21 protein-coding genes, 2 tRNA genes and 2 pseudogenes are annotated in these 23136 nt (G+C 58.1%); 14 read left to right on the top strand and 11 right to left on the bottom strand.

Annotated elements, in window-relative coordinates; genetic code table 11:
* Positions 1 to 380: PACE efflux transporter (locus tag B2W52_RS18525; RefSeq protein ID WP_286803873.1), on the bottom strand; the 380-nt coding region annotated here is incomplete at its 3' end.
* Positions 381 to 685: 305 nt separating this feature from the next.
* Between B2W52_RS18525 and B2W52_RS18520 the strand changes: the two genes are divergently transcribed.
* Positions 686 to 1462: a substrate-binding periplasmic protein gene (locus B2W52_RS18520; RefSeq protein WP_008176352.1), complete on the top strand. Its 777-nt coding sequence runs from the start codon at positions 686 to 688 to the stop codon at positions 1460 to 1462.
* 83 nt (positions 1463 to 1545) lie between these two features.
* On the opposite strand, the gene B2W52_RS18515 is transcribed toward B2W52_RS18520, so the two are convergent.
* The 9 genes and pseudogenes from B2W52_RS18515 to B2W52_RS18475 all read right to left on the bottom strand — a co-directional run bounded on the left by B2W52_RS18515 (position 1546) and on the right by B2W52_RS18475 (position 8595).
* Positions 1546 to 1622 (bottom strand) — tRNA-Met (locus B2W52_RS18515).
* 92 nt (positions 1623 to 1714) lie between these two features.
* On the bottom strand, positions 1715 to 2806 hold the full coding sequence (gene ychF, locus B2W52_RS18510) for a redox-regulated ATPase YchF (RefSeq protein WP_008176351.1): 1092 nt from the start codon (positions 2804 to 2806) through the stop codon (positions 1715 to 1717).
* Positions 2807 to 2842: 36 nt separating this feature from the next.
* Positions 2843 to 3430, bottom strand: coding sequence for an aminoacyl-tRNA hydrolase (gene pth, locus B2W52_RS18505; RefSeq protein WP_008176350.1), 588 nt, complete (start codon positions 3428 to 3430; stop codon positions 2843 to 2845).
* A gap of 30 nt (positions 3431 to 3460) precedes the next feature.
* Positions 3461 to 4111, bottom strand: a complete 651-nt coding sequence (locus tag B2W52_RS18500) for a 50S ribosomal protein L25/general stress protein Ctc (protein ID WP_008176349.1) — start codon at positions 4109 to 4111, stop codon at positions 3461 to 3463.
* Between the two features lie 166 nt (positions 4112 to 4277).
* Positions 4278 to 5211: pseudogene (locus tag B2W52_RS18495) on the bottom strand (ribose-phosphate pyrophosphokinase).
* 52 nt (positions 5212 to 5263) lie between these two features.
* Positions 5264 to 5338: transfer RNA gene (locus B2W52_RS18490), tRNA-Gln, on the bottom strand.
* 19 nt (positions 5339 to 5357) lie between these two features.
* The gene (gene ispE, locus B2W52_RS18485; RefSeq protein WP_286803872.1) at positions 5358 to 6221 is read right to left on the bottom strand and encodes a 4-(cytidine 5'-diphospho)-2-C-methyl-D-erythritol kinase; all 864 of its coding nucleotides are present in this window, start codon (positions 6219 to 6221) and stop codon (positions 5358 to 5360) included.
* The gene (gene lolB, locus B2W52_RS18480) at positions 6218 to 6850 is read right to left on the bottom strand and encodes a lipoprotein insertase outer membrane protein LolB (RefSeq protein ID WP_273073323.1); all 633 of its coding nucleotides are present in this window, start codon (positions 6848 to 6850) and stop codon (positions 6218 to 6220) included. Before lolB ends, ispE begins: the two co-directional genes overlap by 4 nt.
* The gene (locus B2W52_RS18475; protein ID WP_273073324.1) at positions 6847 to 8595 is read right to left on the bottom strand and encodes a tetratricopeptide repeat protein; all 1749 of its coding nucleotides are present in this window, start codon (positions 8593 to 8595) and stop codon (positions 6847 to 6849) included. The genes lolB and B2W52_RS18475 overlap by 4 nt, the downstream gene beginning before the upstream one ends.
* Before the next feature lie 247 nt (positions 8596 to 8842).
* Here B2W52_RS18475 and hemA point away from each other — a divergent pair, with 247 nt between their 5' ends.
* From hemA to B2W52_RS18455, 4 genes are read left to right on the top strand one after another with little or no spacing between them, the layout of a single operon-like run.
* On the top strand, positions 8843 to 10132 hold the full coding sequence (gene hemA, locus B2W52_RS18470) for a glutamyl-tRNA reductase (RefSeq protein WP_286803871.1): 1290 nt from the start codon (positions 8843 to 8845) through the stop codon (positions 10130 to 10132).
* A complete protein-coding gene (prfA, locus tag B2W52_RS18465) occupies positions 10129 to 11217 on the top strand; it encodes a peptide chain release factor 1 (RefSeq protein WP_008176342.1) in 1089 nt (362 codons plus the stop codon). Before hemA ends, prfA begins: the two co-directional genes overlap by 4 nt.
* Positions 11207 to 12058 (top strand): peptide chain release factor N(5)-glutamine methyltransferase, encoded by an 852-nt coding sequence (gene prmC / locus B2W52_RS18460; protein ID WP_008176340.1) that lies wholly within the window; start codon positions 11207 to 11209, stop codon positions 12056 to 12058. Before prfA ends, prmC begins: the two co-directional genes overlap by 11 nt.
* A gap of 14 nt (positions 12059 to 12072) precedes the next feature.
* Positions 12073 to 12819 (top strand): HesA/MoeB/ThiF family protein, encoded by a 747-nt coding sequence (locus B2W52_RS18455; RefSeq protein ID WP_273073326.1) that lies wholly within the window; start codon positions 12073 to 12075, stop codon positions 12817 to 12819.
* Positions 12820 to 12971: 152 nt separating this feature from the next.
* On the opposite strand, the gene phrB is transcribed toward B2W52_RS18455, so the two are convergent.
* Complete coding sequence (phrB, locus tag B2W52_RS18450) at positions 12972 to 14375, bottom strand: deoxyribodipyrimidine photo-lyase (protein WP_273073327.1); 1404 nt, start codon at positions 14373 to 14375, stop codon at positions 12972 to 12974.
* Between the two features lie 165 nt (positions 14376 to 14540).
* Between phrB and B2W52_RS18445 the strand changes: the two genes are divergently transcribed.
* The 9 genes and pseudogenes from B2W52_RS18445 to B2W52_RS18405 all read left to right on the top strand — a co-directional run.
* On the top strand, positions 14541 to 15350 hold the full coding sequence (locus tag B2W52_RS18445) for a hypothetical protein (RefSeq protein WP_008176336.1): 810 nt from the start codon (positions 14541 to 14543) through the stop codon (positions 15348 to 15350).
* A 51-nt stretch (positions 15351 to 15401) separates the two neighbouring features.
* Positions 15402 to 16262, top strand: coding sequence for a mechanosensitive ion channel family protein (locus B2W52_RS18440; RefSeq protein WP_008176333.1), 861 nt, complete (start codon positions 15402 to 15404; stop codon positions 16260 to 16262).
* Complete coding sequence (locus B2W52_RS18435) at positions 16243 to 16740, top strand: ATP-dependent zinc protease family protein (protein ID WP_092030302.1); 498 nt, start codon at positions 16243 to 16245, stop codon at positions 16738 to 16740. The genes B2W52_RS18440 and B2W52_RS18435 overlap by 20 nt, the downstream gene beginning before the upstream one ends.
* The gene (rimK, locus tag B2W52_RS18430; RefSeq protein WP_008176329.1) at positions 16737 to 17642 is read left to right on the top strand and encodes a 30S ribosomal protein S6--L-glutamate ligase; all 906 of its coding nucleotides are present in this window, start codon (positions 16737 to 16739) and stop codon (positions 17640 to 17642) included. Before B2W52_RS18435 ends, rimK begins: the two co-directional genes overlap by 4 nt.
* 3 nt (positions 17643 to 17645) lie before the next feature.
* Positions 17646 to 18710 carry a succinylglutamate desuccinylase/aspartoacylase family protein gene (locus tag B2W52_RS18425; RefSeq protein ID WP_008176327.1) on the top strand — a complete coding sequence of 355 codons (1065 nt, stop codon included), beginning with the start codon at positions 17646 to 17648 and terminating at the stop codon, positions 18708 to 18710.
* A 14-nt stretch (positions 18711 to 18724) separates the two neighbouring features.
* Positions 18725 to 19150 (top strand): secondary thiamine-phosphate synthase enzyme YjbQ, encoded by a 426-nt coding sequence (locus B2W52_RS18420; RefSeq protein ID WP_053114606.1) that lies wholly within the window; start codon positions 18725 to 18727, stop codon positions 19148 to 19150.
* 224 nt (positions 19151 to 19374) lie between these two features.
* A complete protein-coding gene (locus B2W52_RS18415) occupies positions 19375 to 20352 on the top strand; it encodes a TAXI family TRAP transporter solute-binding subunit (RefSeq protein ID WP_273073328.1) in 978 nt (325 codons plus the stop codon).
* A 90-nt stretch (positions 20353 to 20442) separates the two neighbouring features.
* Complete coding sequence (locus B2W52_RS18410; RefSeq protein ID WP_014576235.1) at positions 20443 to 22632, top strand: TRAP transporter permease; 2190 nt, start codon at positions 20443 to 20445, stop codon at positions 22630 to 22632.
* 117 nt (positions 22633 to 22749) lie between these two features.
* Positions 22750 to 23136: pseudogene (locus tag B2W52_RS18405) on the top strand (sensor histidine kinase); the annotation flags it as partial.

The following is a 23136-nucleotide window of genomic DNA, read 5'->3' as shown; positions in this document are numbered from 1 at the left end:
CAGGTGAATACGAACGCATACACCAGATAGAACACCACGAACGCCACATCTACGATCAGCGCTTGCAACAGGCCAATGCCCATCCACCAGGCAATGATCGGCAGGAAGATGAGCATCAGGCCCAACTCGAAACTCACCGCATGCAGGAAACGGATCCGCAGGGATTTTCGGGTTGAGCCATTGAAGTGCTTCAGGCCGTGATCGAATCCCAGGTTGAACAGGTAGTTCCAGATGGTCGCGATGGTGGCGCCAACCACACCAAGAACTCCGGTTCTTCCTATATCGAATCCGAAGGTTACGGCAGCGAGGGGAACGGAAAGCAGGAGGCCGATAACCTCAAAGGAAATCGCCTGTCGAACTCTGTCTCTGGTTGATTTCATAGAATGTTTTGTACGGAGGCGGGTCGTCCCGCGTTCACTGCCCGGGAAGGGTGGGGTCGTCCCCAGAAGCTCAGGAGCCCGGCGCTTTCGCGACGGGCTTGCCAGAATACTGGTAGCAAGCGGCGGAGTCTAACCGCTGCCCGATAAAGACCACTAAGCAAAGGGCTGGAAAAGATGAGCACGGTGCCGATATGACAACTACTATAAAAAAAGCGCTTGGTGTTGTGTGTTAGTCAATGTCACGTTTTTTCGCTTAAATGCCTTAAAAGGTATGCACTGTATTCGCACGATTGGGGGGGTGAGGCATGCAAAGGCTCGTATGGCTCAAGCTTCTGCATTTCTTTTTGCTTCTGCTTTTCTCTCTATCTCTGTCTGCCGAGTCAAAACGCCACCATTTTGTTGGAGTCTTTGCCGATATAGAACGCGAAATTTCTGTAGAAAATGGAAAGCTCGTGGGTCGTTTTGCGCCTTATTATCGTTGTGTCTTTAGCCGCGTAGGCGGCGATTTCAGGTTCATTAATATGCCTTTGGCCCAGATACTTCGCCAACTGGAAAAGGGTGGTATTTCGGTTGGATTGCCCTTGATTCAAACGGCAGAAAGGGACAAGTATGCGGACTTTGGCGGTTCGCTGTTCCGATTAGAATATGTGTATCTCATGGCTCAGGATTTGCCGCCGCTAGAAACCATGACGGGGCTCAGGTTTGGATTTGTCCGCAAATTTGCTGGTTTACAGCTTTTAAAAGGTGATAGCCCTCGCGTAACTGATGTCTCTGATTGGGCGCAGGCGGTCGAAATGCTTCGGCTCGGTCGCGTGGATGTCGTGGTTCTGCCGCGGATCATGATGGACCTGTATATCGATGACTATCCGGGGCATTATTATGAACGGACAGCCGCCTGGATAGATTTGTCCATGTACATCTCTCATAGAGTAAAAGACAGCCGTCTCACGGAAGATTTCAGGGATGCAATCAGAACCTGCCGCTTGATTGGCGAGAAAAATCATGGTGCCTGGGATATTCACGGGAGACAGCGAGATCCAGAAGACGGACCTGGCGTCAGTGAATTTGCCAACCCTCAATAAGATTACAGCGCTCTGGGGCAGGGGACAAAAAGGGGAGATCCAACAAAAAAGGGTCACGACTCGCGTCGCAACCCTTTGAATCTTGGTAGCAAGGGGCGGAGTCGAACCGCCGACCCCAGCATTATGAGTGCTGTGCTCTAACCAACTGAGCTACCTTGCCATTTCGCTTTGGGCATCGCCCCAAACGAGGCGCGTATTTTCAGTATTTGGGCTCTTTCTGTCAAGGCTTAGGGCCCAGTTTTTCCTGAAAAATTACACGTTGAAGCGGAAGTGGATAACGTCGCCGTCTTTCACGATGTATTCCTTGCCTTCCAGGCGCCATTTTCCGGCATCCTTGGCCCCGGCTTCGCCGTTGTACTGAACGAAATCGTCGTAGCTCACCACTTCTGCCCGGATGAACCCGCGTTCGAAGTCGGTGTGGATCACGCCGGCGGCCTGAGGCGCTGTGGCGCCGATTTTTACGGTCCAGGCACGGACTTCTTTCACCCCGGCGGTAAAGTAGGTCTGCAGGCCCAGCAGGCCATAGCCCCCGCGAATTACCCGATCCAGGCCTGGCTCTTCCATGCCCATTTCTTCCAGGAACATCGATTTTTCATCGTCTTCCAGTTCGGAGATTTCTGCCTCTATCTTGTTGCAGATGGGCACAAGCGCGGCATTTTCCGACTCAGCGATCTGTCGCACGGTGTCCAGATGCGGGTTGTTCTGGAACCCGTCTTCGCTGACGTTGGCAATGTACATGGTCGGCTTCACGGTCAGCAGGCAGAGCTCTCGGATCAGGGCCATCTGGTCCTTGTCGAGGTTCATGCTGCGCACCGGTTTGCCCTCGTTCAGCACCGGCAGCAGCTTTTCAAAGATTTCGAGCTGAGCTTTCGCTTCCTTGTCACCGCTCTTGGCCACGCGCTGAACCCGCTTGATGGCTTTTTCAACGGTTTCCAGATCGGCGAGAGCCAGTTCGGTGTTAATGATTTCTATATCAGAAGCCGGATCAATCTTGTTGGCAACGTGAATGACGTTGTCGTCCTCGAAGCAGCGCACCACATGGGCAATGGCGTCGGTCTGGCGGATATTGGCCAGAAACTGGTTGCCCAGGCCCTCGCCTTTCGAAGCACCTTCTACAAGGCCTGCGATATCCACGAACTCCATGGTGGTTGCCACCACCTTTTCCGGCTTAACGATCTCGGCAAGTTTGTTGAGGCGCGGGTCGGGCATGGCGACAACACCAGCGTTGGGTTCGATGGTGCAGAACGGGAAGTTCTCTGCGCCAATGCCGGATTTGGTCAGTGCGTTGAACAGGGTGGATTTGCCGACGTTGGGAAGGCCGACGATGCCGCAGTTAAATCCCATGGAATGCCTCTGCTGGTACTGGAAAATTTGGGCGGATTATACCGGTTTGAAACTGTGCAGGCGATTCATGGCGGCGGGAAGCTTGCCGCTGGCTGCATCCGGTAATACCCGCATGATTTCGTCGATCACTGCGTTCAGTTCCTCGGTCTCCTGTTTGCCCAGGCGGCCGAGCACGTAGCCGGTTACCCTGCGGCTGTCGCCGGGGTGCCCGATTCCGATGCGCAGTCTCTGAAAATCGTTGGTGCCCAGGTGGGCGATGGTGTCGCGAAGGCCGTTATGTCCACCGTGGCCGCCGCCTTTCTTGAGCTTGGCGGTACCCGGGGGCAGATCGAGTTCGTCGTGGGCAATCAGAATCTGTTGGGGCTGAATCTTGAAGAAGTCTGCCAGCGCCTTGATGGCCAGGCCGCTGCGATTCATAAAGGTGGTGGGATTCAGGAGGTGCAGGTCGAGGCCCTGCCACTGAATGCGGGCGTAGAGCCCGTGGTACTTCTTTTCGGGGCGGAGCGTCTGGCCCGCAGCGCGGGCCAGAGCTTCGACGAAGAGAGCGCCGGCGTTATGGCGGGTATTCTCGTAGTCAGCGCCGGGGTTTCCCAGACCAACCACCATGACAATATCCTGCGCCATTCGCCGCTGCCCTCCTCAGAACAGGAGTGATTACTCCTTGTCTTCGCCGCCTTCTTCGCTTTCTCCGCCTTCTTCGGCTTCATCATCAGCCTTCGCGCCGCGCGGCTTGTGGATAGCCACAACCGGCAGGTCATGATCCTCACCCTGGAGCAGGGCGGCAATCTTGACGTCTTTCGGCAGCTTCAGATCGCTCAGGTGAACTACCTGGTCCATCTCGACACTGGTCATGTCGACTTCGATGAATTCGGGCAGGTTCTGCGGCAGACAGATCACTTCAACTTCGTTGATCTGGTGGTTCGCTACGCCGCCGTGGAGCTTGATAGCCGGTGCGGTGTCTTCGTTGATGAAGTGCAGCGGTACGTTGACGTGGATCTCGTGGTCCTTGTCAACACGCAGGAAGTCAGCGTGGGTCAGGATCGGCTTGTACGGGTGACGCTGCAGATCCTTCAGGATCACGCTTTCTTTCTTGCCGTTCAGCTCAACGGTCAGAACGTGGGAGAAGAATGCTTCGTTCTCCAGGGCTTTCTTCAGCTCGTTGTGCCAGATGGCAATCGGAGTTGCATCCTTGTTGCCACCATAGATGATGGCCGGGATTTTCCGTTCCTCACGACGCAGGCGGCGGCTCGCACCTCTCCCCTGATCGTCACGAGGAAATGCTTCGATAACAAATTCCTGAGACATGGTAATAACCTCAATCGTCACCTGAACTGCCCGCGACCAGGCGTAGGATCAGGTGATGTTTCTGAAAAGCCGGATTTTTCCGGCTGACTAAAAGAGTCGGGAGCCTGTGTAGGCTCCCGACCCGGTAACTGCTTGTAATGCCTTGATATTACGACCGAAAGGTCACTCAGGCATTCTCGAACATGGCGCTGATGGACTCTTCGTTGCTCACGCGACGAATCGACTCCGCAAGCAGCCCGGCCATTCCGAGGACGCGGATTCTATCACAATTATGCGCTTTGTCACCCAGCGGGATGGTATCGCAGACCACAAGTTCGTCCAGCTGTGAGGCATTGATGTTATCAATGGCCGGGCCGGAGAGAACCGGGTGGGTGATGTAGGCAACCACGCGGGCCGCGCCGTGTTCTTTCAGGGCGTTGGCCGCTTTGCACAGCGTGCCGGCGGTATCGATGATGTCGTCCACCAGGATGCAGGTCTTGTCTTTGACATCACCGATGATGTGCATCACCTGGGACACGTTCGCTTTCGGGCGACGCTTGTCGATGATGGCAAGGTCGGCGTCGTCCAGGCGCTTGGCCACGGCACGGGCGCGAACCACGCCGCCAACGTCCGGAGATACCACGACAAAGTTCTCGAAACGCTGTTTGAAGATGTCTTCAAGCATGACCGGTGTGGCGTAGATGTTGTCCACCGGGATATCGAAGAAGCCCTGGATCTGGTCGGCGTGCAGGTCAACGGTCAGGACCCGGTCAACGCCGATGCTGGAAATCATGTCTGCGACCACCTTGGCGCTGATGGCAACACGGGTAGAACGTACCCGGCGATCCTGGCGCGCGTATCCGTAATAGGGGATAACGGCGGTGACCCGTGTAGCGGAAGCACGGCGAAGTGCGTCGGCCATCACGATCAGTTCCATCAGGTTATCGTTGGTGGGGTAGCAGGTCGGCTGGATGATGAACACATCATGGCCGCGGACATTCTCATTGATCTCGACGGTGGTTTCNNACAGTGGCCTGACCCATGGGAATGTGGAGTTTGCGGGCAATCGCTTGAGCCAGTTCAGGGTTGGCGTTGCCAGCGAAGATCATCAGTTTGGACACGACGGCATCCTTCTCAGTATCGGCGTTTGATTCAGAAGAAGCGGGAGAAAGGTGGCTGGGGTGGCAGGATTCGAACCTGCGCATGACGGGATCAAAACCCGTTGCCTTACCACTTGGCGACACCCCAGTATCGTGCTTTTTTGGCATCATTTCAGCTCTGTTAGCTTTTTGTGTAGAGGTGAAATGTTCACCCCTTTAGCTACGAACCCCGTGACGCCGGAGGGTTTGCTTTCCCAGATGATCCGGGCTGCGGATTCTGTCGGGAAACGTCCAAATATGCAAGCCCCGGTTCCGGTTAATCTTGCAGGTCCGAATTGTGAAAGCCATTCCAGGCTCTGGTTAACCTCAGGATACAGTTTTCGAACTACATCCTCACAGTCGTTTCGGTACCTCGAGGCGTCTCCCTCAAAAGCGGGCGCTATTTTGATTCTCGGGGTGTTCCTTGTCAACCCTTGCTCGGAAAAAATCTTGCCAGTGTTTATGTTGCAGCCGGGCTTGAGGACAACGAACCAGTCTTCCGGCGGATTTGCGTTGGTCAGTGTTTCACCAACTCCCTCACCAAAGGCGGCATGGCCCCGGACAAACACCGGCACATCGGCGCCCAGGCCGAGGCCTATTCCGGCAAGCTCATCGGTGCTCAAGTCGAGCTGCCAGAGATGGTTCAGGGCCAGCAGAGTGGTTGCAGCATTGGAGCTGCCGCCGCCCAGACCGCCGCCCATGGGCAGCCGTTTGGTGATGCCGACGGTGACCCCGGGCAAGTCGCCTTGAGCCCTCTCAAGGAGTGCTCTGGCGGCGCTAATGATGAGGTTGTCCTCGTCGTCGACACCGGGAACAGACTCCGCGAGCCTCACCCCCGGCTCGCCGGGTGTCAGGGTGAAGCTCAGTTCGTCGCCGTAGTCCAGAAACTGGAACAGTGTCTGAAGCTCGTGATAGCCATCATCCCTGCGCCCGACAATGTGCAGGAACAGGTTCAGCTTGGCCGGTGAGGGCAGTATCAGGTCAGGTGTCACTCGGGCTGCTCCTGCCAGTCGCTGACCACCAGGCGTACCCGCTTGTCGTCCTTGAGCGCGGTAATCCGGGCGGGCAGCGCAGGGTAAGCAGAGAGGAAGGCCTGCCAGCGGTCGTAGCGGATTTCCCAGCCGTTCTGGCGGATTATGGCCAGGGTGCCCTGATTATCAAACAGCAGGCGATAGTCGCTGGCGGGGGATGGCAGGCCCCGAATCCACCAGGTCAGATTCTCCAGTGGCAGCTGCCAGCCCGTGGCCGCCTCGACCAGCGCTTCCGGTTCGCCCGAGCGGTAAGTTTCGCCGTTCGGCAGGGTCAACTCGATAAACCCGGGAACCCCTTTGAGTGTTGTGCTGCCCATACCGAGGAACGATGAGGAGAGGGCAAGATCGTAGGCTTCGCCATCCTGAATCCAGTGATTGATGATGGCGCTTCCGCTGTCGGATGGCTGGCGTACGGCCAGCTTCCCGGACAGCTTCCAGTGGTCGAGTTTGTCGAGACTGACTGCGCGAGTGGTCCAGTCAGCCGGAGGCTGGTCTGTCATGCCCTCCGGCAATGGCTCGATCTGGATCGTAGTGCAGGCGCCGAGGGTGGCAAGCATTGTCAAGGCTGCCAGGGTTCGGACCAGATTCATTCCGGCTGACCGCTATTGGTCAATCGGTCAATGGTTTCCCTGAGCACCTCGTGGTCGCTGTCCTGCTCCAGACCCTCCTGCCAGATGATCCGGGCCTGTTCTTCGGCTCCGTTCATCCACAGCGCCTCACCATAGTGAGCGGCAACTTCCGGATCGGGGAAGGCGGCCCAGGCACGGGAGAGGTACTCTAGCGCCGGCTCGAGCTGGCCTTCGAGGAACAGGACCCAGCCCATGCTATCGAGAATGGCCGGATTGTTCGGGTCCAGCCGCAGAGCTTTCTCGATATAGCCGCGGGCTTCTCTCAGCCTGTCCGTCCGGGTGGTCAGGATGTAGCCCAGGGCATTCAGGGCAACGGCGTTTTCCGGTTCCTGTTCGATAATCTGCTTCAGGTCGGCTTCGGCGTCGGCAGGCCGTCCGATGCCATCGTAGAGCATGGCCCGGGCGTACCGGATCTCGATATTGTCCGGATGTTCTTCCAGGGCTTCCGTGGCGGTGCTCAGGGCCTGCTGTTGTTGTTCCTGATCCAGCAGCAGGTTCACCTCCAGCAGCCAGAAGTTCTCTGCCTGGCGGGGATTGGCTTCGCGCAGCCTGCGAATGCGGTCAATGGCGTCCTCAAGCTGTCCATTCTCGGCCAGCAGAGAGCTGGCGCGGGCCAGGGCCGGGAAGTAGTAATTGCCCTGTTCCACGCTCTGGTAATAGCCAATGGCCTGCTCGGTATTGCTTGCCTGGTCTTCAATGCGGCCCAGGTAGTAGTTGGCTTCGCTGGTATGGTGGCCCTGTTCGGCCAGTTGTGTCAGTTCTTGCCGGGCCAGGTCGGTCTGCCCATTTTCAAGAGCGACCAGTGCATGAGAGAGTCGCAGGCCCGGCGTGTCCGGGTACCGCTTTACGAGGCGATTGAATTCATCCTGGGCAGCCTGCAATTCACCTTCATTTATAAGCATGCGGCCGTAAAGGGTGCCCATCTGTCGGTTGCCCGGAAAGCGGCGGGTGTTGGTCAGCAGGTAATCCAGGGCGCTGCTTTTCTGACCGGTCTGGTAGAGCAGGTCGCCCTTGAGAATGATAGCCGGCTGGAAGTTTGCGTTTTCCTGCAGCAGTGGTTCGAGTCTGTCCAGGGCTTGCTGTGGCTGCCCGGTTACTTTCAACAGGAGCGCAATGCTGTATTCCAGTTCCGGGGTGTCGGGGTGGCGGTCCGACATCTCATTATAAAGGGCGAGCAGTTCCTGCTGTTGCTCTGGCGGCAGATTGGCTGCCATAGCGGCAAGGCTGTCGAAGTCAGCATCACCGCCCTGATCCATGATCCGTTCCATGTGATGGATGGCGGTCTGGAGGTCGTTTCCCTTTACGGCCTGGATCGCAGAAATCCGGTGGGCCTGGAGATTATCCGGGTCGATGTCCAGCCACAGCTCGGCGAGCTGTTTCTGGGCGTTATCGCCGTTCAGGGATTGGGCGATTCGCATCGCCCGCTCGATCACCACCTGGTCTCGGGACTGTTTGGCAGCCTTAAGGTAGTTAACCAGGGTAATGTCGTAGCGTCCGCGCTGGGCTGCAATTTCGGCAGATAGAAGCAAATAGAGGGTTTCGGGCTCAAAATCGGCGTATTCAACCGGCGGTTGTGGTTCTGTCTTTTCCCCAGCGGCGACGGTTTCGCTCTTGGCAGGCGCTTCCTCTGTGCCGGTGAGGCTGGCACAACCTGCCAGCGTGAGGCCAAGCAGGCAGGTAAACAGAAACGGTACGGATTTGTGCATGCAACTTCCCATGATCTGTCGAAAACGCATCTGAAATAACCACGCTCCAGCCCCGGAATTGAGGTAGATCGGGTCGCGGCCTCAGCCGAATCCCTATAATGGCATAAGCACCTGATCTTGCCCAACCTGTCCGCACTTGCCGAAGCTGCGGTGGTTTTGGGTGGCAGCTCAGGCCGCTGGCCGTTAAAATGTCCAGTAATTGCGCGTATCTAAACCGCTCATCGGCAAAAGGTTGTACAACCACGAAATGGCACTGGTAACGCTGGGAATCAATCATCGCACGGCCCCCGTAGAACTACGGGAGCGAGTGGCGTTTACGCCCGAGCGTATGGCGGAGGCGTTCGCCGAGCTGCGTGCGACGTCAGGCGCCACCGAGGCGGCGATACTGTCTACCTGTAACCGGACCGAGCTGTACCTGGCCGGCGATGATGACTGCGCCCCCATGGTGCTTCGCTGGATGGCCGGCTTCCATGGAATGGACGCCGCGGAACTGGAAGAAGCGCTGTACGTGCACCGCGATGGCGATGCCGTCAGGCACATGATGCGAGTGGCCGCCGGCCTGGACTCCATGGTGCTTGGCGAGCCACAGATCCTCGGGCAATTGAAGGATTCCTATTCCCTGGCCAGGGAACACGGCGCCAGCGGCTCGTTCCTCTCCCGATTGTTCGAACATACCTTCTCGGTCGCCAAGCGCGTGCGGACCCAGACTGCCATCGGTGAAAATCCCGTTTCTGTTGCCTACGCAGCGGTGAGCATGGCGCATCACATATTTGCCGACATGTCCCGCAACAAGGCCCTGTTGATCGGTGCCGGCAAAACCATCGAACTGGTAGCCCGGCACCTTGCGGATGCCGGCGTGAAAGACTTCCTGGTGGCCAACCGTACCCTTGAGCGGGCACAGGCACTGGCAGAATCCCGTGGTGGCAAGGGCATTGTGCTGTCCGAGATTCCGGAACATCTGGCCGATGTCGACATTATTATTTCTTCAACGGCAAGCCCATTGCCGATTCTTGGTAAAGGTGCCGTTGAGCGAGCCCTGAAGAAACGCAAACACCGCCCCTATTTCATGGTGGATATTGCCGTGCCCCGGGATATCGAGCCGGAGGTGGCCTCGCTGGATGACGTGTATCTCTACACAGTGGACGACCTGCGCCAGGTTATCGAAGAAAATATCCGCTCTCGTGAGGGTGCGGCCCGGGAGGCCGAGAATCTGGTGGCGTCCGGGGTTCAGGATTTTCTGAACCAGCTAAGGGCGCTGGATGCGGTGTCCACGCTCAAGCAGTTCCGTCAGCGTGCCGAACTGCTGCGCGATGCGGAGACCGAAAAAGCCCTGCGCGCCCTGCGCAATGGCACAGATCCTGAAACCGTGCTGCGCAGTATGGCACGCGGCCTCACCAACAAACTCCTGCACGAGCCCTCTGTGCAGGTTCGCAAGGCCACCACAGAAGGTCGCACCGAGGTGACAGAGTGGCTGCGTGAGTTGCACCAGCTGGATGCACTGGACGCGGACACGACGACAACCCCGGAAAAACTATGAAGCCATCGATCCAATCCCGCCTCGAGCAGCTTTCTGACCGCTTCGAGGAAGTCAGCGCATTGCTTAGTGATTCTTCCATTATCTCCCAGCAGGACAAGTTCCGGGACCTCTCCCGGGAGTTCGCCGAGATTGAGCCCATTGTTCATTGTTTCCAGGCCTGGCAGCACTCTCTGGATGACATCGAGGCTGCGCGCGAACTGGCGAAAGACGGCGACGCCGACATGCGGGAGATGGCCGAGGAAGAACTGCAACTTGCCGAGCAGAAGAGCGAGGAGCTCGATGAAGAGCTCCAGCGCCTGATGCTGCCGAAAGACCCGAACGACGGCAAGAACGTATTTCTGGAGATTCGCGCCGGCACCGGTGGTGACGAAGCTGCCATTTTTGCCGGCGACCTGTTCCGGATGTATCTGCGCTATGCCGAGCGCCGGCGCTGGCAAGTGGAGGTCCTGAGCGAGAGCGAAGGCGAGCACGGCGGCTTCAAGGAACTGATTGCGCGCGTGGCCGGTGACGGAGTGTATGGTGCCCTGAAATTCGAGTCTGGTGCTCACCGGGTGCAGCGTGTTCCGGAAACCGAATCCCAGGGCCGGATCCATACCTCCGCCTGTACTGTGGCGGTGATGCCCGAGGCCGATGAGGCCGAGGCCATCGAGCTCAACAAGGCGGATCTGCGGGTAGACACGTTTCGTGCGTCAGGTGCTGGCGGCCAGCACGTGAACAAGACCGATTCGGCGATCCGGATAACGCATTTGCCAACGGGCATTGTGGTGGAATGCCAGGAAGAGCGTTCCCAGCACAAGAACCGCGCCAAGGCGTTGAGCCTGCTGGCCTCTCGGCTTCAGAATGCCGAGACCGAGCGGCAGCAAAAGTCCATGGCCGAGACCCGCAAGAGCCTGGTGGGCAGTGGCGACCGGTCCGAACGGATCCGTACGTACAACTTTCCCCAGGGGCGGGTGACGGATCATCGGATCAACCTCACCCTTTACAAGCTCGACGAAGTCATTGCCGGTGACCTGGACGCCGTCGTCGTGCCTCTGCAGCAGGAGCACCAGGCCGAGCTGCTCGCCTCTCTCGCCGATGACCAGTAAACCCTCACTGACCTGCGAAGCCCTTCTGAAGGAGGCATCCAGCCGAATTGAAAGTGATTCGCCGAGGCTGGATGCCGAGCTGCTGCTTAGCAACATTACGGGGCTTAGCCGAACCAGTTTCCGGGCCTGGCCGGAGCGGGAAGTGACCAATGCTCACGCTGAGGCCTTTGAGGCGCTTGTGCAGGAGCGCGTGGCCGGCAGGCCTGTGGCACATTTGTTGGGGCATCAGGAATTCTGGTCACTGCCGCTGAAAGTCAGTGCCTCCACCCTGATTCCAAGACCGGATACCGAATGCCTGGTGGAAGTTGCTCTTGCTTTGCCGCTACCACCGCAAGCCAGTGTGCTGGATCTGGGAACAGGGACGGGCGCCATTGCCTTGGCTCTCGCCAGTGAGCACGTGGGCTGGCGAATATCTGCCTGTGATGCCGAGCCCGAGGCAGTGGCACTGGCCCGTGAAAACGCCGTTGCCCTTGGCCTGAACCTTTCCGTGGTCCAGAGTTCCTGGTTTTTGGGGCTGGAGCCAGAGAGGTTTGATCTGATTGTCTCCAATCCACCCTATATCCCCGATAGCGACCGCCACCTTGAGGAAGGGGACGTTCGATTCGAACCTGCCTCGGCCCTGGTATCCGGGAGCGATGGCCTGGATGATCTGCGGCTGATTATCAGCCAGGCGCCGGACTGGCTGGTTGAAGGCGGCTGGCTTCTGGTTGAGCATGGTTTCGATCAGGCAGAGGCCGTGGCACAGTTGTTTCACACTCGCGGGTTTAAAGCCGTTGAGACCCGGCAGGATTATGGCAACCGGGATCGGATGACACTCGGACAATGGTCTTCGGGTGCCTAAAAGTGGAGATGCAGATGCTCAGTGACGACGAATTATTGCGCTACAGCCGGCAGATCCTGATGCCCCGGTTCGATATTGCCGGCCAGGAAAAGCTGCAGTCGGCCAGGGTTCTTGTGATCGGTGCCGGCGGCCTGGGGTGTCCTGTCGCTTTGTATCTGGGCGCCGCAGGTGTCGGGACCCTGGCCCTGGTGGATGACGATAATATCGAACTGGCCAACCTTCAGCGCCAGATCGGTTTTGAAACCTCGCAGCTGGGTGAATCCAAAGCGGAAAGCCTTGCCGATCGGATGCGTCGGATCAACCCGCTGGTGTCCGTTATCGCCCTGAATCAGCGCCTCGAAGGTGAGGCTCTGACGCGGAAGGTCGCGGAGGCAACCCTGGTGGTGGATTGCACGGATAACTTCAACACCCGGTTTGCGCTGAACCGTGCCTGTGTGGCGTCGAAAGTGCCGCTGGTGTCCGGTGCGGCTATTCGGGGCGAGGGACAGGTTTCGGTTTACGACAGCCGGCGGGAGGAAAGCCCCTGTTACCATTGTCTTTATCCGGAACAGGGCAATGAGGATCTGACCTGTTCAGAGGCGGGGGTTATTGCGCCACTGGTCGGGATGATCGGGGCGACCCAGGCCATGGAGGCCATAAAGGTGATTTCCGGGGTTGGCTCTCCTCTGGTGGGGCGATTGCTGATTCTGGATGCCTGGGAGATGCAGTGGCGGGAGATGAAGCTGGCTCGGGATCCTGATTGCCCGGTCTGTTCTGGCTGACTTTGGTGTCTGCGGAGTTGGCGATGGTCTGCCCAAAACACGCCGTGAATACGTCCCTGTAGGCTCCGCTCCGCCATCCATGGCTCCGCAGGGTTTTGGGCAGACCATCGCCAACCCCGCTTCCGGGTTTTGAGTCAGCCCTCCAGAGACTTTCAGTTCTTCAACTCTTGGAACTTGGCTATAGCCTCCTTCCTGCTTTCTTTAAGATCAACGATCTGCCTCGGATACCCCTTCGGAATAACACCACCTTTCGTACCCGGATCGTGAATCCGTTTGCTATCCAGTTTCGCTAGCTCCGGTACCCACTCCCGGATGAAATCCCCATCGGGATCGAATCGCTCGCTCTGGGTAACCGGGTTGAAAACGCGGAAGTAGGGGGCGGCGTCGGTGCCGGTGGAGGCGCTCCATTGCCAGCCGCCGTTGTTGGAGGCCAGGAAGCCGTCGATCAGTTTTGACATGAAGTAGGCTTCGCCCAGGCGCCAGTCGATGAACAGGTTTTTGGTGAGGTACATGGCGGTGATCATGCGCAGGCGGTTGTGCATCCAGCCGGTCTGGTTGAGTTGGCGCATGGCGGCGTCGACGATGGGGACGCCGGTGTTGCCGGTTTTCCAGGCTTCGAACTTGTCGCCCGGGGTGTTCCATTCGAGGGCTTCGGTTTCCGGTTTGAAGGCGCGGTGCATGCTGACCCGGGGGTAGTGGTACAGGATGTTGATGTAGAAATCCCGCCAGGCGATTTCGGTGATCCAGGTTTCCAGGCCTTCCTGGTTGCCGCCGGCGCCCTGCGCCTGCCGGCCGGCTATCAGGCATTGCCGGCCAGAGAGAACACCGTTGGCGAGATAAGGGGATATCTGGCTGGTGCCATCGATGGCGGGGAAGTCACGCTTTTCCTTGTACGCACCGCCGCGTTTTTCGAGGAAGCGCTCGAGCTGGTCGTGGGCGGCATCTTCACCGGTTGCAACGAGGGGCTCGGGGGCGTCTCGAAAGGCTTCGGGTATGGTGTCGATCTGTTCCGGGCTTACGGCGTTACCCCTGGCTTTGGGCGTTGGGAAGAGACCCGGATGGGTTTCTTCTATCCAGCTGCGCCAGCGTCTCGAAAACGGTGTGAATACGGAGTAGGGGTCATTCTGTTGGGTGAGGATCTCGCCTACTGGTGCAACTGTCTGGTCGCGGTATTTGCGAACGGCAATGCCGAGTTGATCAAAGCGGTGTTTCAACGCCTTGTCGCGCTTGCGCTCGTTAACGCCGTACTCCTCGTTAAAGTGCAGCGCTGTCACCCCGTGCTCTTCGCAGTGGCTCTCGAGTTTGCCAAGGCTGTCGTCGAAGCGTTTTGCCTGAATAAAGGACAGCGGTATACCCAGCTTGGCCAGCTCTTCGGCCAGGGCGTTGGCGTGGGCGACGACGAATTGCACCCGGGCCGGCGACCAATCGTGTTCCTGCCATTGGTCCGGGGTGAGAATAAAACAGGCTCGCACCTCTTCGCTGCTTTCGCAGGCGGCTGTGAGGGCGGGGTTGTCGGCAACCCGGAGATCGTTTCGGAACCAGACCAGTTGTGTCATCCGTAATCCATAGTTGTCTGAGGGATTGATGTAAGTGTAATTACAGCCCGGTGTATCAATAAAATCACCAACTTGGATATTCGCCCGGGCTGGCTGATTGGATTATAGTTAGGATACTTTTACAGCAATTCAGCCGGCCGATCCTCAAGGAGTTCTGTGGCAGGAATGGAGAACAACAGCGAAGGTCGCCGTGACGGCGTTTGGGCCCAGCCTTATTCACTGGCTTCCGGCCAGACCCAGCATCATCAACTGGGTCATATTCGTTTGTGGGTGACTCTGTTGGACCAGGAATGGCAGATTCGTTCAGAAACGCTGGAACTGGATACGGATCCGGCCAGCTGGACAGAAACCATCGGCCACACTCTGCCTTCGGCTTCTGTGCCGCTGCAGCGTTTCATTCGGGAAAACCAGTCGTCGACCGTGACATTCCTGCCGGCACTCGCAAACATGCCTACCGTGATTCGTCCTTTCCAGCCCCTGACGATTCCCGCCGGCGGCCGTTGCACAATCTACGTGGGCACGCTGGTCTGGATGAAGGTCTGTGCCGGCGACAAGCAAACCGTGTTGACGGAAATTCCCCTGGCGTCGCCTTCGATGACCTGGGTGGGCAGAAATACCATGGAGGGCGAGCTTTGTTATACCTCTCATAGTTTTGCCCGTCTTGTGCTTGAGGCGGTGCCGAAACGCCCCTGGCGAGCCGTCACGCCGGTGACGCTGATCAACCGGCGGGATGAGCCCCTGCTGCTTGAGCGCTTCAGTCTGCCCACGCCGTTGCTGTCATTGCACCAGAACGATCGGGGCCAGCTCTGGACGCCGGGGGTAACCGTTGAAGTTGAGACCGACATGAATTCAGCGAGTCTGCATGTGGAACAGTCGTTGCTGGCCGCAGCGGGCACCTGCCGGCCGGTGGCGGATGCTCGTGAAAAAATGGCCCGCGGCCGGCTTGTCCGGGCGTTTGACCGGATGTTTGGCTGAAACGGATCTGATGGAGTCGACGCTTTGCTGGAAACAATGCAAACAGGCGTAATGCAGTTTTTTACCGATATTGCCTGGGGGCAGTGGATCAGTTCCGCCTTTCTTGTTGTGTTGGGGCTGTTCCTCGGGTCTCTGGCGGCCCGCAGTGTCGGCCGTTTCATGGCGCAGCGCACCTCCCGCCATCATACCGTCATGGTTCGGCGGCTGGTGTTTTACGTCATCGTGGTGCTGTTTTTTGTGGCGGCCCTGCGGGAGGCCGGGTTCTCTCTGGATGTGGTGCTCGGCGCTGCCGGTATCCTCACCGTTGCCATTGGTTTTGCTTCTCAGACCTCGGCGTCGAACATGATCAGCGGCCTGTTTCTGCTGGTGGAAAAACCCTTTGAAATCGGTGACTTCATTGAGGTAGACGCGACCATCGGGGAAGTCGTCGGCATTGATATGCTGAGCGTGAAGTTACGCACGCCGGACAACCTGTACGTGCGGATTCCCAATGAAACCCTGATCAAGACAAGGGTGGTCAACCGTTCCCGGTTTCCGATACGCCGGCTCGACCTGACGGTGGGGATTGCCTACGCTGAAGATGTAGAGCGGGTGGAAAGTCTGCTTCTGAATCTGGCAGAAAAGAATCCGGTCTGTCTCGAAGAACCCAAGCCCTTCACCTTGGTGACAGCGTTTGGTCCATCCTCGGTCGATCTGCAGTTCTCTTACTGGGTGCCGAAGGAAAAGGTGCTTGAAGGGAGAAGCGGCATGATGGTCGCGATCAAGAAAACCCTGGATCGGGAAGGCATTGAAATTCCGTTCCCCCACACCAGCGTTTATGCGGGTAGCCATTCAGAGCCGTTCCGTGTTCAGCTGTTGGGGCCGGAAAAAATCACTGAAAAGGATCTCCCGGATGTCGACAAAGACAGCTGACGTTATCAAAACCATCCCACCGACCCCCGCCGAGAGTAAGATGAGTCTTGGCTGGCGGGAATGGGTGGCGCTGCCGGACCTGGATATCAGCCGTATCAAGGCGAAAATCGATACCGGAGCCAGAACTTCCTGTCTCCACACGTTCCGCACTGAACCCTACACGGAAAACGGTGAACGGCGCGTGCGCTTCTGGGTTCATCCGGTACAGAACGATCTTCACCAGGTGGTGGAGTGTGACGCCAGGGTGCTGGATGAGCGGAACGTGTCTGATTCCGGCGGCCACAAGGAAATGCGCCTGGTCATCGAGACCACGCTGCTGATTGGCGGCCAGAAATGGCCCATTGAAATGACATTGACCAACCGAGATTCCATGCGGTTCCGGATGTTGCTTGGCCGTACCGCTATGTCAGGGCGCTCAGTGATCTATCCCGAAGCTTCCTATCTTGCCGGCGAGCCGGCCTTAAGGACTGAAAAATGAAAATAGCGGTACTGTCACGAAACCGTCACCTCTACTCGACCCGCCGTCTGGTGGAAGAGGGCATTAATCGTGGCCACGAAGTGAAGGTGATTGACTGCCTTCACTGTTCGATGAATATCACCTCGGCCAATCCACAGATCCACTACCACGAGGAGGTCCTTGAGGATTTCGATGTGGTGATTCCGCGGATCGGTGCATCGGTGACGTTTTACGGAACGGCAGTATTGCGCCAGTTCGAGATGATGGGCGTGTTTCCGGTGAATGAATCAGTGGCTATCAGCCGTTCCCGGGATAAGCTCCGCTCGCTGCAACTGCTGGCCCGTAAGGGTGTGGGAATGCCGATTACCGGTTTCGCGAACAAGCCGGACAACGTTCCGGAGTTGCTTCAGATGGTGGGCGGGGCGCCGGTGGTGATCAAGCTGCTGCAGGGTACCCAGGGCATCGGCGTGGTGCTGGCAGAAACCCGCAAGGCCGCGGAGAGTGTTATTGAAGCCTTCATGGGCCTGAAAGCGGATATTCTCGTGCAGGAATTCATCAAGGAAGCCGGCGGTGCCGATATCCGTTGCTTTGTGATCGGCGACAAGGTGATCGCGGCCATGAAGCGTCAGGGTGCCGAAGGCGAATTCCGTTCGAACCTGCACCGGGGCGGCACTGCCTCCCTCATACGCATCACCCCCCAAGAGCGCAGCACGGCCATCAAGGCCGCCAAAGCCATGGGTCTGAACGTTGCCGGTGTTGACCTGCTCCGCTCCAGCAGGGGGCCTCTGGTAATGGAGGTGAATTCGTCGCCTGGCCTTGAGGGCATCGAGAACGCCACCGGCAAGAACGTTGCCGGCATGATCATTAACTGGACCGAAAAGAATCAGAAGCCCTGGAAGACCCGGACCAAGGGGAGAGGCTAAAGCATGGCTCGTGCCCCCTATGAAATTGCCGGGACCCAGGTAAAGGCCGGAACCCGGCAAACCGTGGAAGTTCCGGTCGCCAAGCTGTACACCCATACGCCGCTGCACATTCCCGTTGAGGTTGTGCACGGCCGGCGAAGTGGCCCGGTATTGATGGTGTGTGGTGCCATTCACGGTGACGAGATCAACGGTGTTGAGATCGTTCGTCGGGTGCTCACCAATTCGGCGTTGAGGCACCTTCGGGGCACGTTGGTTGCGGTGCCTATCGTGAACATTTTCGGGTTCGTGCAGCGCACCCGATACCTGCCTGACCGGCGGGATCTGAACCGCTGTTTTCCCGGCAGTGAAAGTGGCTCCCTGGGCGGGCGTATTGCCTACCTGCTGCGCACCCAGATTATGGAGCGGGTGACCCACATTATTGATTTGCACACGGGTGCAGTTCATCGATTCAATCTGCCGCAAATTCGTGCCGAGCTGAAAAATCCGGAAACCGTGCGCATGGCCGAGGCCTTTGGTGCCCCGATCATAATCAATTCGGGGCTCCGAGAGGGAAGCCTCCGGGCCTACGCTGATTCACAGGACATTCCGGTGATCACCTTCGAAGGCGGAGAGGCTCTGCGATTTGATGACGTGGTGATCGGCAGCGGTGTGAAAGGGGTTATTCGGGTGATGCGTGAACTCGAAATGATCCCGGCGAAGAAGGGGCCCAAGGCACCGAGAAAGCGGTCTGAAACCGCGGCCAATTCCCAATGGGTGCGGGCGGATATCGATGGGATCATGAGGCCTGTCGCCCGGCTGGGCCAGAAGGTTCGCAAAGGCCAGAGGCTGGCCATGGTGGCGGATCCCTTCGGCGAATCGGAAACCGCGGTGGTGTCACCCTGCTCAGGTATCGTAATCTGCGTGAATAACCTGCCACTGGTAAACGAGGGCGAGGCAATTTACCACGTCGCCCGATTTGACGAGCTCAGCGAGGCGGAAAAAGCGATGGATTATTTCCGCAGCAGCTACGAGGGCGATGTCGGCGACGATGTGGTTCCCGTGCACCCCTGGGATGACCGGCAGAAATAACCGAGAGGGCTGTCATGATCTGGGATCAGTCGTTTATCGAGTTGGCGCCGCTGCCGCGGGGTTTTCATCTGGTCACCAATGAAATCCTTGCCCAGGCGCCGGACCTGACCAACTGCGAAGTCGGCTTGCTGCACCTGTTCATCCAGCATACCTCCGCTTCGCTGGCGGTGAACGAGAACGCCGATCCGGATGTGCGGGGCGACCTGGAACGCCATTTCAACGTCATGGTGCCGGAGAATGCGCCGCACTATGAGCACGTTATGGAAGGGCCCGACGACATGCCGGCTCATATCAAAAGCATCCTGGTCGGCCCCTCGCTGACCCTCCCGGTCAGCCATGGTCGCCTGGCACTTGGAACCTGGCAGGGACTTTATCTCTGTGAGCATCGGGATCGAGCCGGTAGTCGTCGTATTGTGGCGACTCTTCAGGGTCGCTGGTAGCCAGAACCCGAAACGCCCTACGTGTCGGGATTCACCCATCTGCTCTTTCCGATGGGTGGATTTTCACCCATTTTCCAGCGCCTGACCTTGCTCTGATTCTAGTAAGGCCCTGTTTTTCCGAATTAATCGAGATCTGGTCTGCTCCTTGCTGATTGGGTTACCCACCGGAGCTGTTAGAGCTTCGTTGAGCACCCAACAAACAAAATGAATCGGGAGCATTCCTTATGAAAAACCAAGCCGTAATGGCGGTGGCCTTTGCCTCCACCTTCGCAGTCGCAACCCCCGCAACAGCCCAGGATCGTTCGGACTGGCCGAGCAACTTCACCGTTGGTACCGCCAGTCAGGGTGGAACCTATTTTGCCTACGGTTCCGGTTGGGCGAACTTTGTGGCTGAAAACCTGGGCGTTTCCGGTGGTGCCGAGATCACCGGCGGACCGGTTCAGAATATGGCGCTGGTGCACACCGGCGACCTGAAGTTTGGCCTGACCACCATGGGCCCGGCTCGGGAATCCATGGACGGTAACAGCCCGCTTGCGCCGGGCATGAAGATGGACAACGTCTGCGCCATGTTCCCGATGTACGAAACACCGTTCTCGGTGACCGCGCTATCCAGCTCTGGCATTACTTCCATCGCCGATATCCCTGATGGCGCCACGATCGGTTTTGGTCCGGCGGGCTCCACCTCGGACACCTACTTTCCGCGCATGATGGAGACCCTGGGTGTGAACTTCGAACGCCGCAACGGCAGCTGGTCTGATCTGGGCGGTCAGCTTCAGGATGGACTGATTGATGTGGTTGCCTTCGCCGCCGGTATTCCCATTCCTGCGGTCAGCCAGCTGGAAGTGCAAACCGACGTGAACATCATCGGTATGAACGATGCCGAGGCCGAGACCATTATCAGCAACTTCCCGGTGTCCGAGTTCATCATTCCGGCGTCCACCTACCAGTCCCTGGATGCGCCTTCCCGCGTGGTATCCATGTGGAACTTCGCGATGGTCAACTGTGATGTATCTGAAAGCTTCGTGTATGAAATCACCAAGCTGACCATGGAGAACAACGACAAGATGGTCTCCATTCACAAGGCGGCCCGTAACTCGGTACCCGAGAACTACACAAAGAACAACGTCCTGCCCTGGCACCCGGGCGCTGCGCGTTGGTTCAACGAGAATGGTTACCCGATCGAAGACAGCCAGATCAAGTAACAGTGCTCGAGCAGGAGGCTGCCCTGCAGCCTCCTGCAATGTATGGCCAGCCGAGTTCTGGCTCCGATTTGCCTGCAAGCAGGGTGTGTCATGACTACCGAACAAGATTCCAAAGACCTTCCGGACATTGAAGTGGGCGAAGACCATGTACTCGCGCACAACGTGGACGAGGAACCGGTCGAAGCCAACCGCCGGCTTTTCGAAGGCGGCCTGCTGAAATTCGTCGCGCTGCTGGCGATAGCCTATTCAGCCTTTCACCTGTATTCCCTGAACATAGCGCCCCTGGAAACCTGGTCGTTCCGGATTGTGCACATTGCCGGTGCCCTGGTGCTGGGTTTCGTTCTGTTTGCCGGCGCCCGGTTTGTGTCATCGGAAGAGGGCGGCGCACGCCACCGGTGGACAACCTGGATCAGTGCCGGTGCCATGCTGCCGGCTCTCTATGTGTTGTATCAGACATTTTCGTTCTGGCAGATGGTTCAGAACGGCGCCATGCGGATTCCGGTCGAACTGGAGGTGTGGCACTTTGGCTGGCCGCTGCTGGCGGCGACCGGTGTTGGCATTGTCATGAGCTGGTTTCATCAGCGCGAGCGATCGGTATTCAGTGTGCCCGACCTGGTGTTGATCGTCTGCTCGCTGGCCGTGGCCGCCTATTTCCTGGTGGTTTATAACACGTCCATGCGGATGTCGACCGGCACCTCCTTTGCGCCGGTGGGTATCTCGTTTGCAGCCATTGCCGGCACGGCCCTGATCATGGAACTTACCCGGCGCGTGGCGGGGATGGCACTGGTGATCATCGGTCTGGTGTTTCTGGCCTATGTTTTCGCAGGACCCTACCTGCCAGGTTTCCTCGGTTACCCGGGGCTTTCGGTTCAGCGTTTCTTCAGTCAGGTGTATACCGATGCCGGAATCCTTGGGCCGACCACGGCGGTGTCTTCGACATACATCATTCTGTTCATCATTTTTGCCGCCTTCCTGCAGTCCTCGAAGGTGGGTGACTACTTCGTGAACTTTGCCTTTGCGGCGGCCGGCCGTTCCCGGGGTGGCCCGGCCAAGGTATCGATCTTTGCATCGGGCCTGATGGGTATGATCAACGGCACCAGTGCCGGCAACGTGGTATCCACCGGCTCCCTGACGATTCCATTGATGAAGAAGGTGGGCTACAGCAAGCAATCCGCAGGCGCTGTCGAGGCGGCCGCGTCCACCGGTGGTCAGATCATGCCGCCGATCATGGGCGCCGGCGCCTTTATCATGGCGGAGATTACCGGCATTCCCTACACCGAGATAGCCATCGCGGCGATCATTCCGGCGATCCTGTATTTTGCCTCGGTCTACTTCATGGTGGATTTTGAAGCCGCCAAGACCGGCATGCGCGGCATGCGTGAAGACGAGCTGCCAAAGCTCAGAACCATGATGAAGCAGTGCTATCTGTTCGTGCCGATCATAATCCTGATTGTCGCCTTGTTCATGGGCTATTCGGTGATCCGGGCCGGCACCCTGGCGACCGTTTCTGCCGCGGTCGTGAGCTGGCTGTCACCCAACAAGATGGGTCTGCGGCATATCCTTCAGGCACTGGAAATTGCTTCCTATATGGCGATCCAGATTATCGTGGTGTGCGCAGCGGCCGGGGTAATCGTGGGCGTGATTTCGCTGACGGGAGTGGGCGCGCGCTTCTCAGTGCTGTTGCTGGATGTTGCGGCCACGAGCCAGTTGCTGGCGCTGATCTTCGCCATGTTCATTTCCATTCTTCTGGGTATGGGGATGCCGACCACGGCGGCCTATGCGGTAGCTGCCTCGGTGGTCGCGCCAGGCCTTGTCCAGTTGGGTATTGAACCGCTGACGGCGCACTTCTTCGTGTTCTACTTTGCCGTAGTCTCCGCGATCACACCACCGGTTGCGCTGGCCTCCTATGCCGCTGCAGGCATATCGGGCGCCAACGCCATGGAAACCTCCGTGGCCTCGTTCCGGATTGGCATCGCAGCATTCATCGTGCCTTTCATGTTCTTCTACAACGGCGCGTTGTTGATGGAAGCCGGCTGGTTCGAGATCGCGAGGGCACTGGTAACCGCAACCTTTGGCGTTTACATGCTTTCTGGCGGCGTACTCGGTTGGTTTGCGAGCATTTCCGCGTCCTGGATAACGCGACTCCTGCTGATTGCGGCCGCGTTGCTGATGATCGAGGGTGGGCTCTGGACAGATCTCACCGGTATTGCCCTGGCGGTCCTGGCGTTCGTCATCCAGAAGCAGCGTAAAACTCGCCTTGCCACAGCTGGCGCCCTGTAAAGGGGGTCTTGCTGGCGGCGTCAGAACAACCGTGCCATGGAAGCATCGCACGGTTGTTCTGCACCCGGCCTGGCTATACTCTAGCGGCTTTCCGCGGTTTTTCGGGAACCGGACCCTATGCCTTACCGTATTGGCGTTTTTCTCCTTTTCGTGGCGACCCTGGTGGCCGCCTGGCTGCTCGGTGGCTGGGTTGGATACCGGCAGGTGGAGCAGGAGAGCCTGGAGGAGTCCTTCCGGTATCGCCAGTTGGTGGCCAACGAACTGAACCGATATCTCCCGGTGCCCGAGCTGATGGCCGAGCATCCGTTACTGCAACGGGCGCTGGAGGCGCCTGACAATCCCTCTGCTATTCTCGCGGCCAATGAACAGATGCAGCGCATGGCCACTATCGTAGGCAGTTCGGATGTCTACCTGATGGATACTCGCGGCCTGACGATCGCAGCCAACAACTACCTGCAGCCAGACAGTTTTGTCGGGCGGAATTTCAATTTCCGGCCGTATTTC

It is taken from the genome of Marinobacter sp. UBA2498 (assembly GCF_002341575.1).
Classification (GTDB): Bacteria; Pseudomonadota; Gammaproteobacteria; order Pseudomonadales; family Oleiphilaceae; genus Marinobacter; species Marinobacter manganoxydans.
The sequence above is the reverse complement of the archived record's forward strand: the minus strand, read 5'-3'. Positions and strand labels throughout refer to the sequence as shown.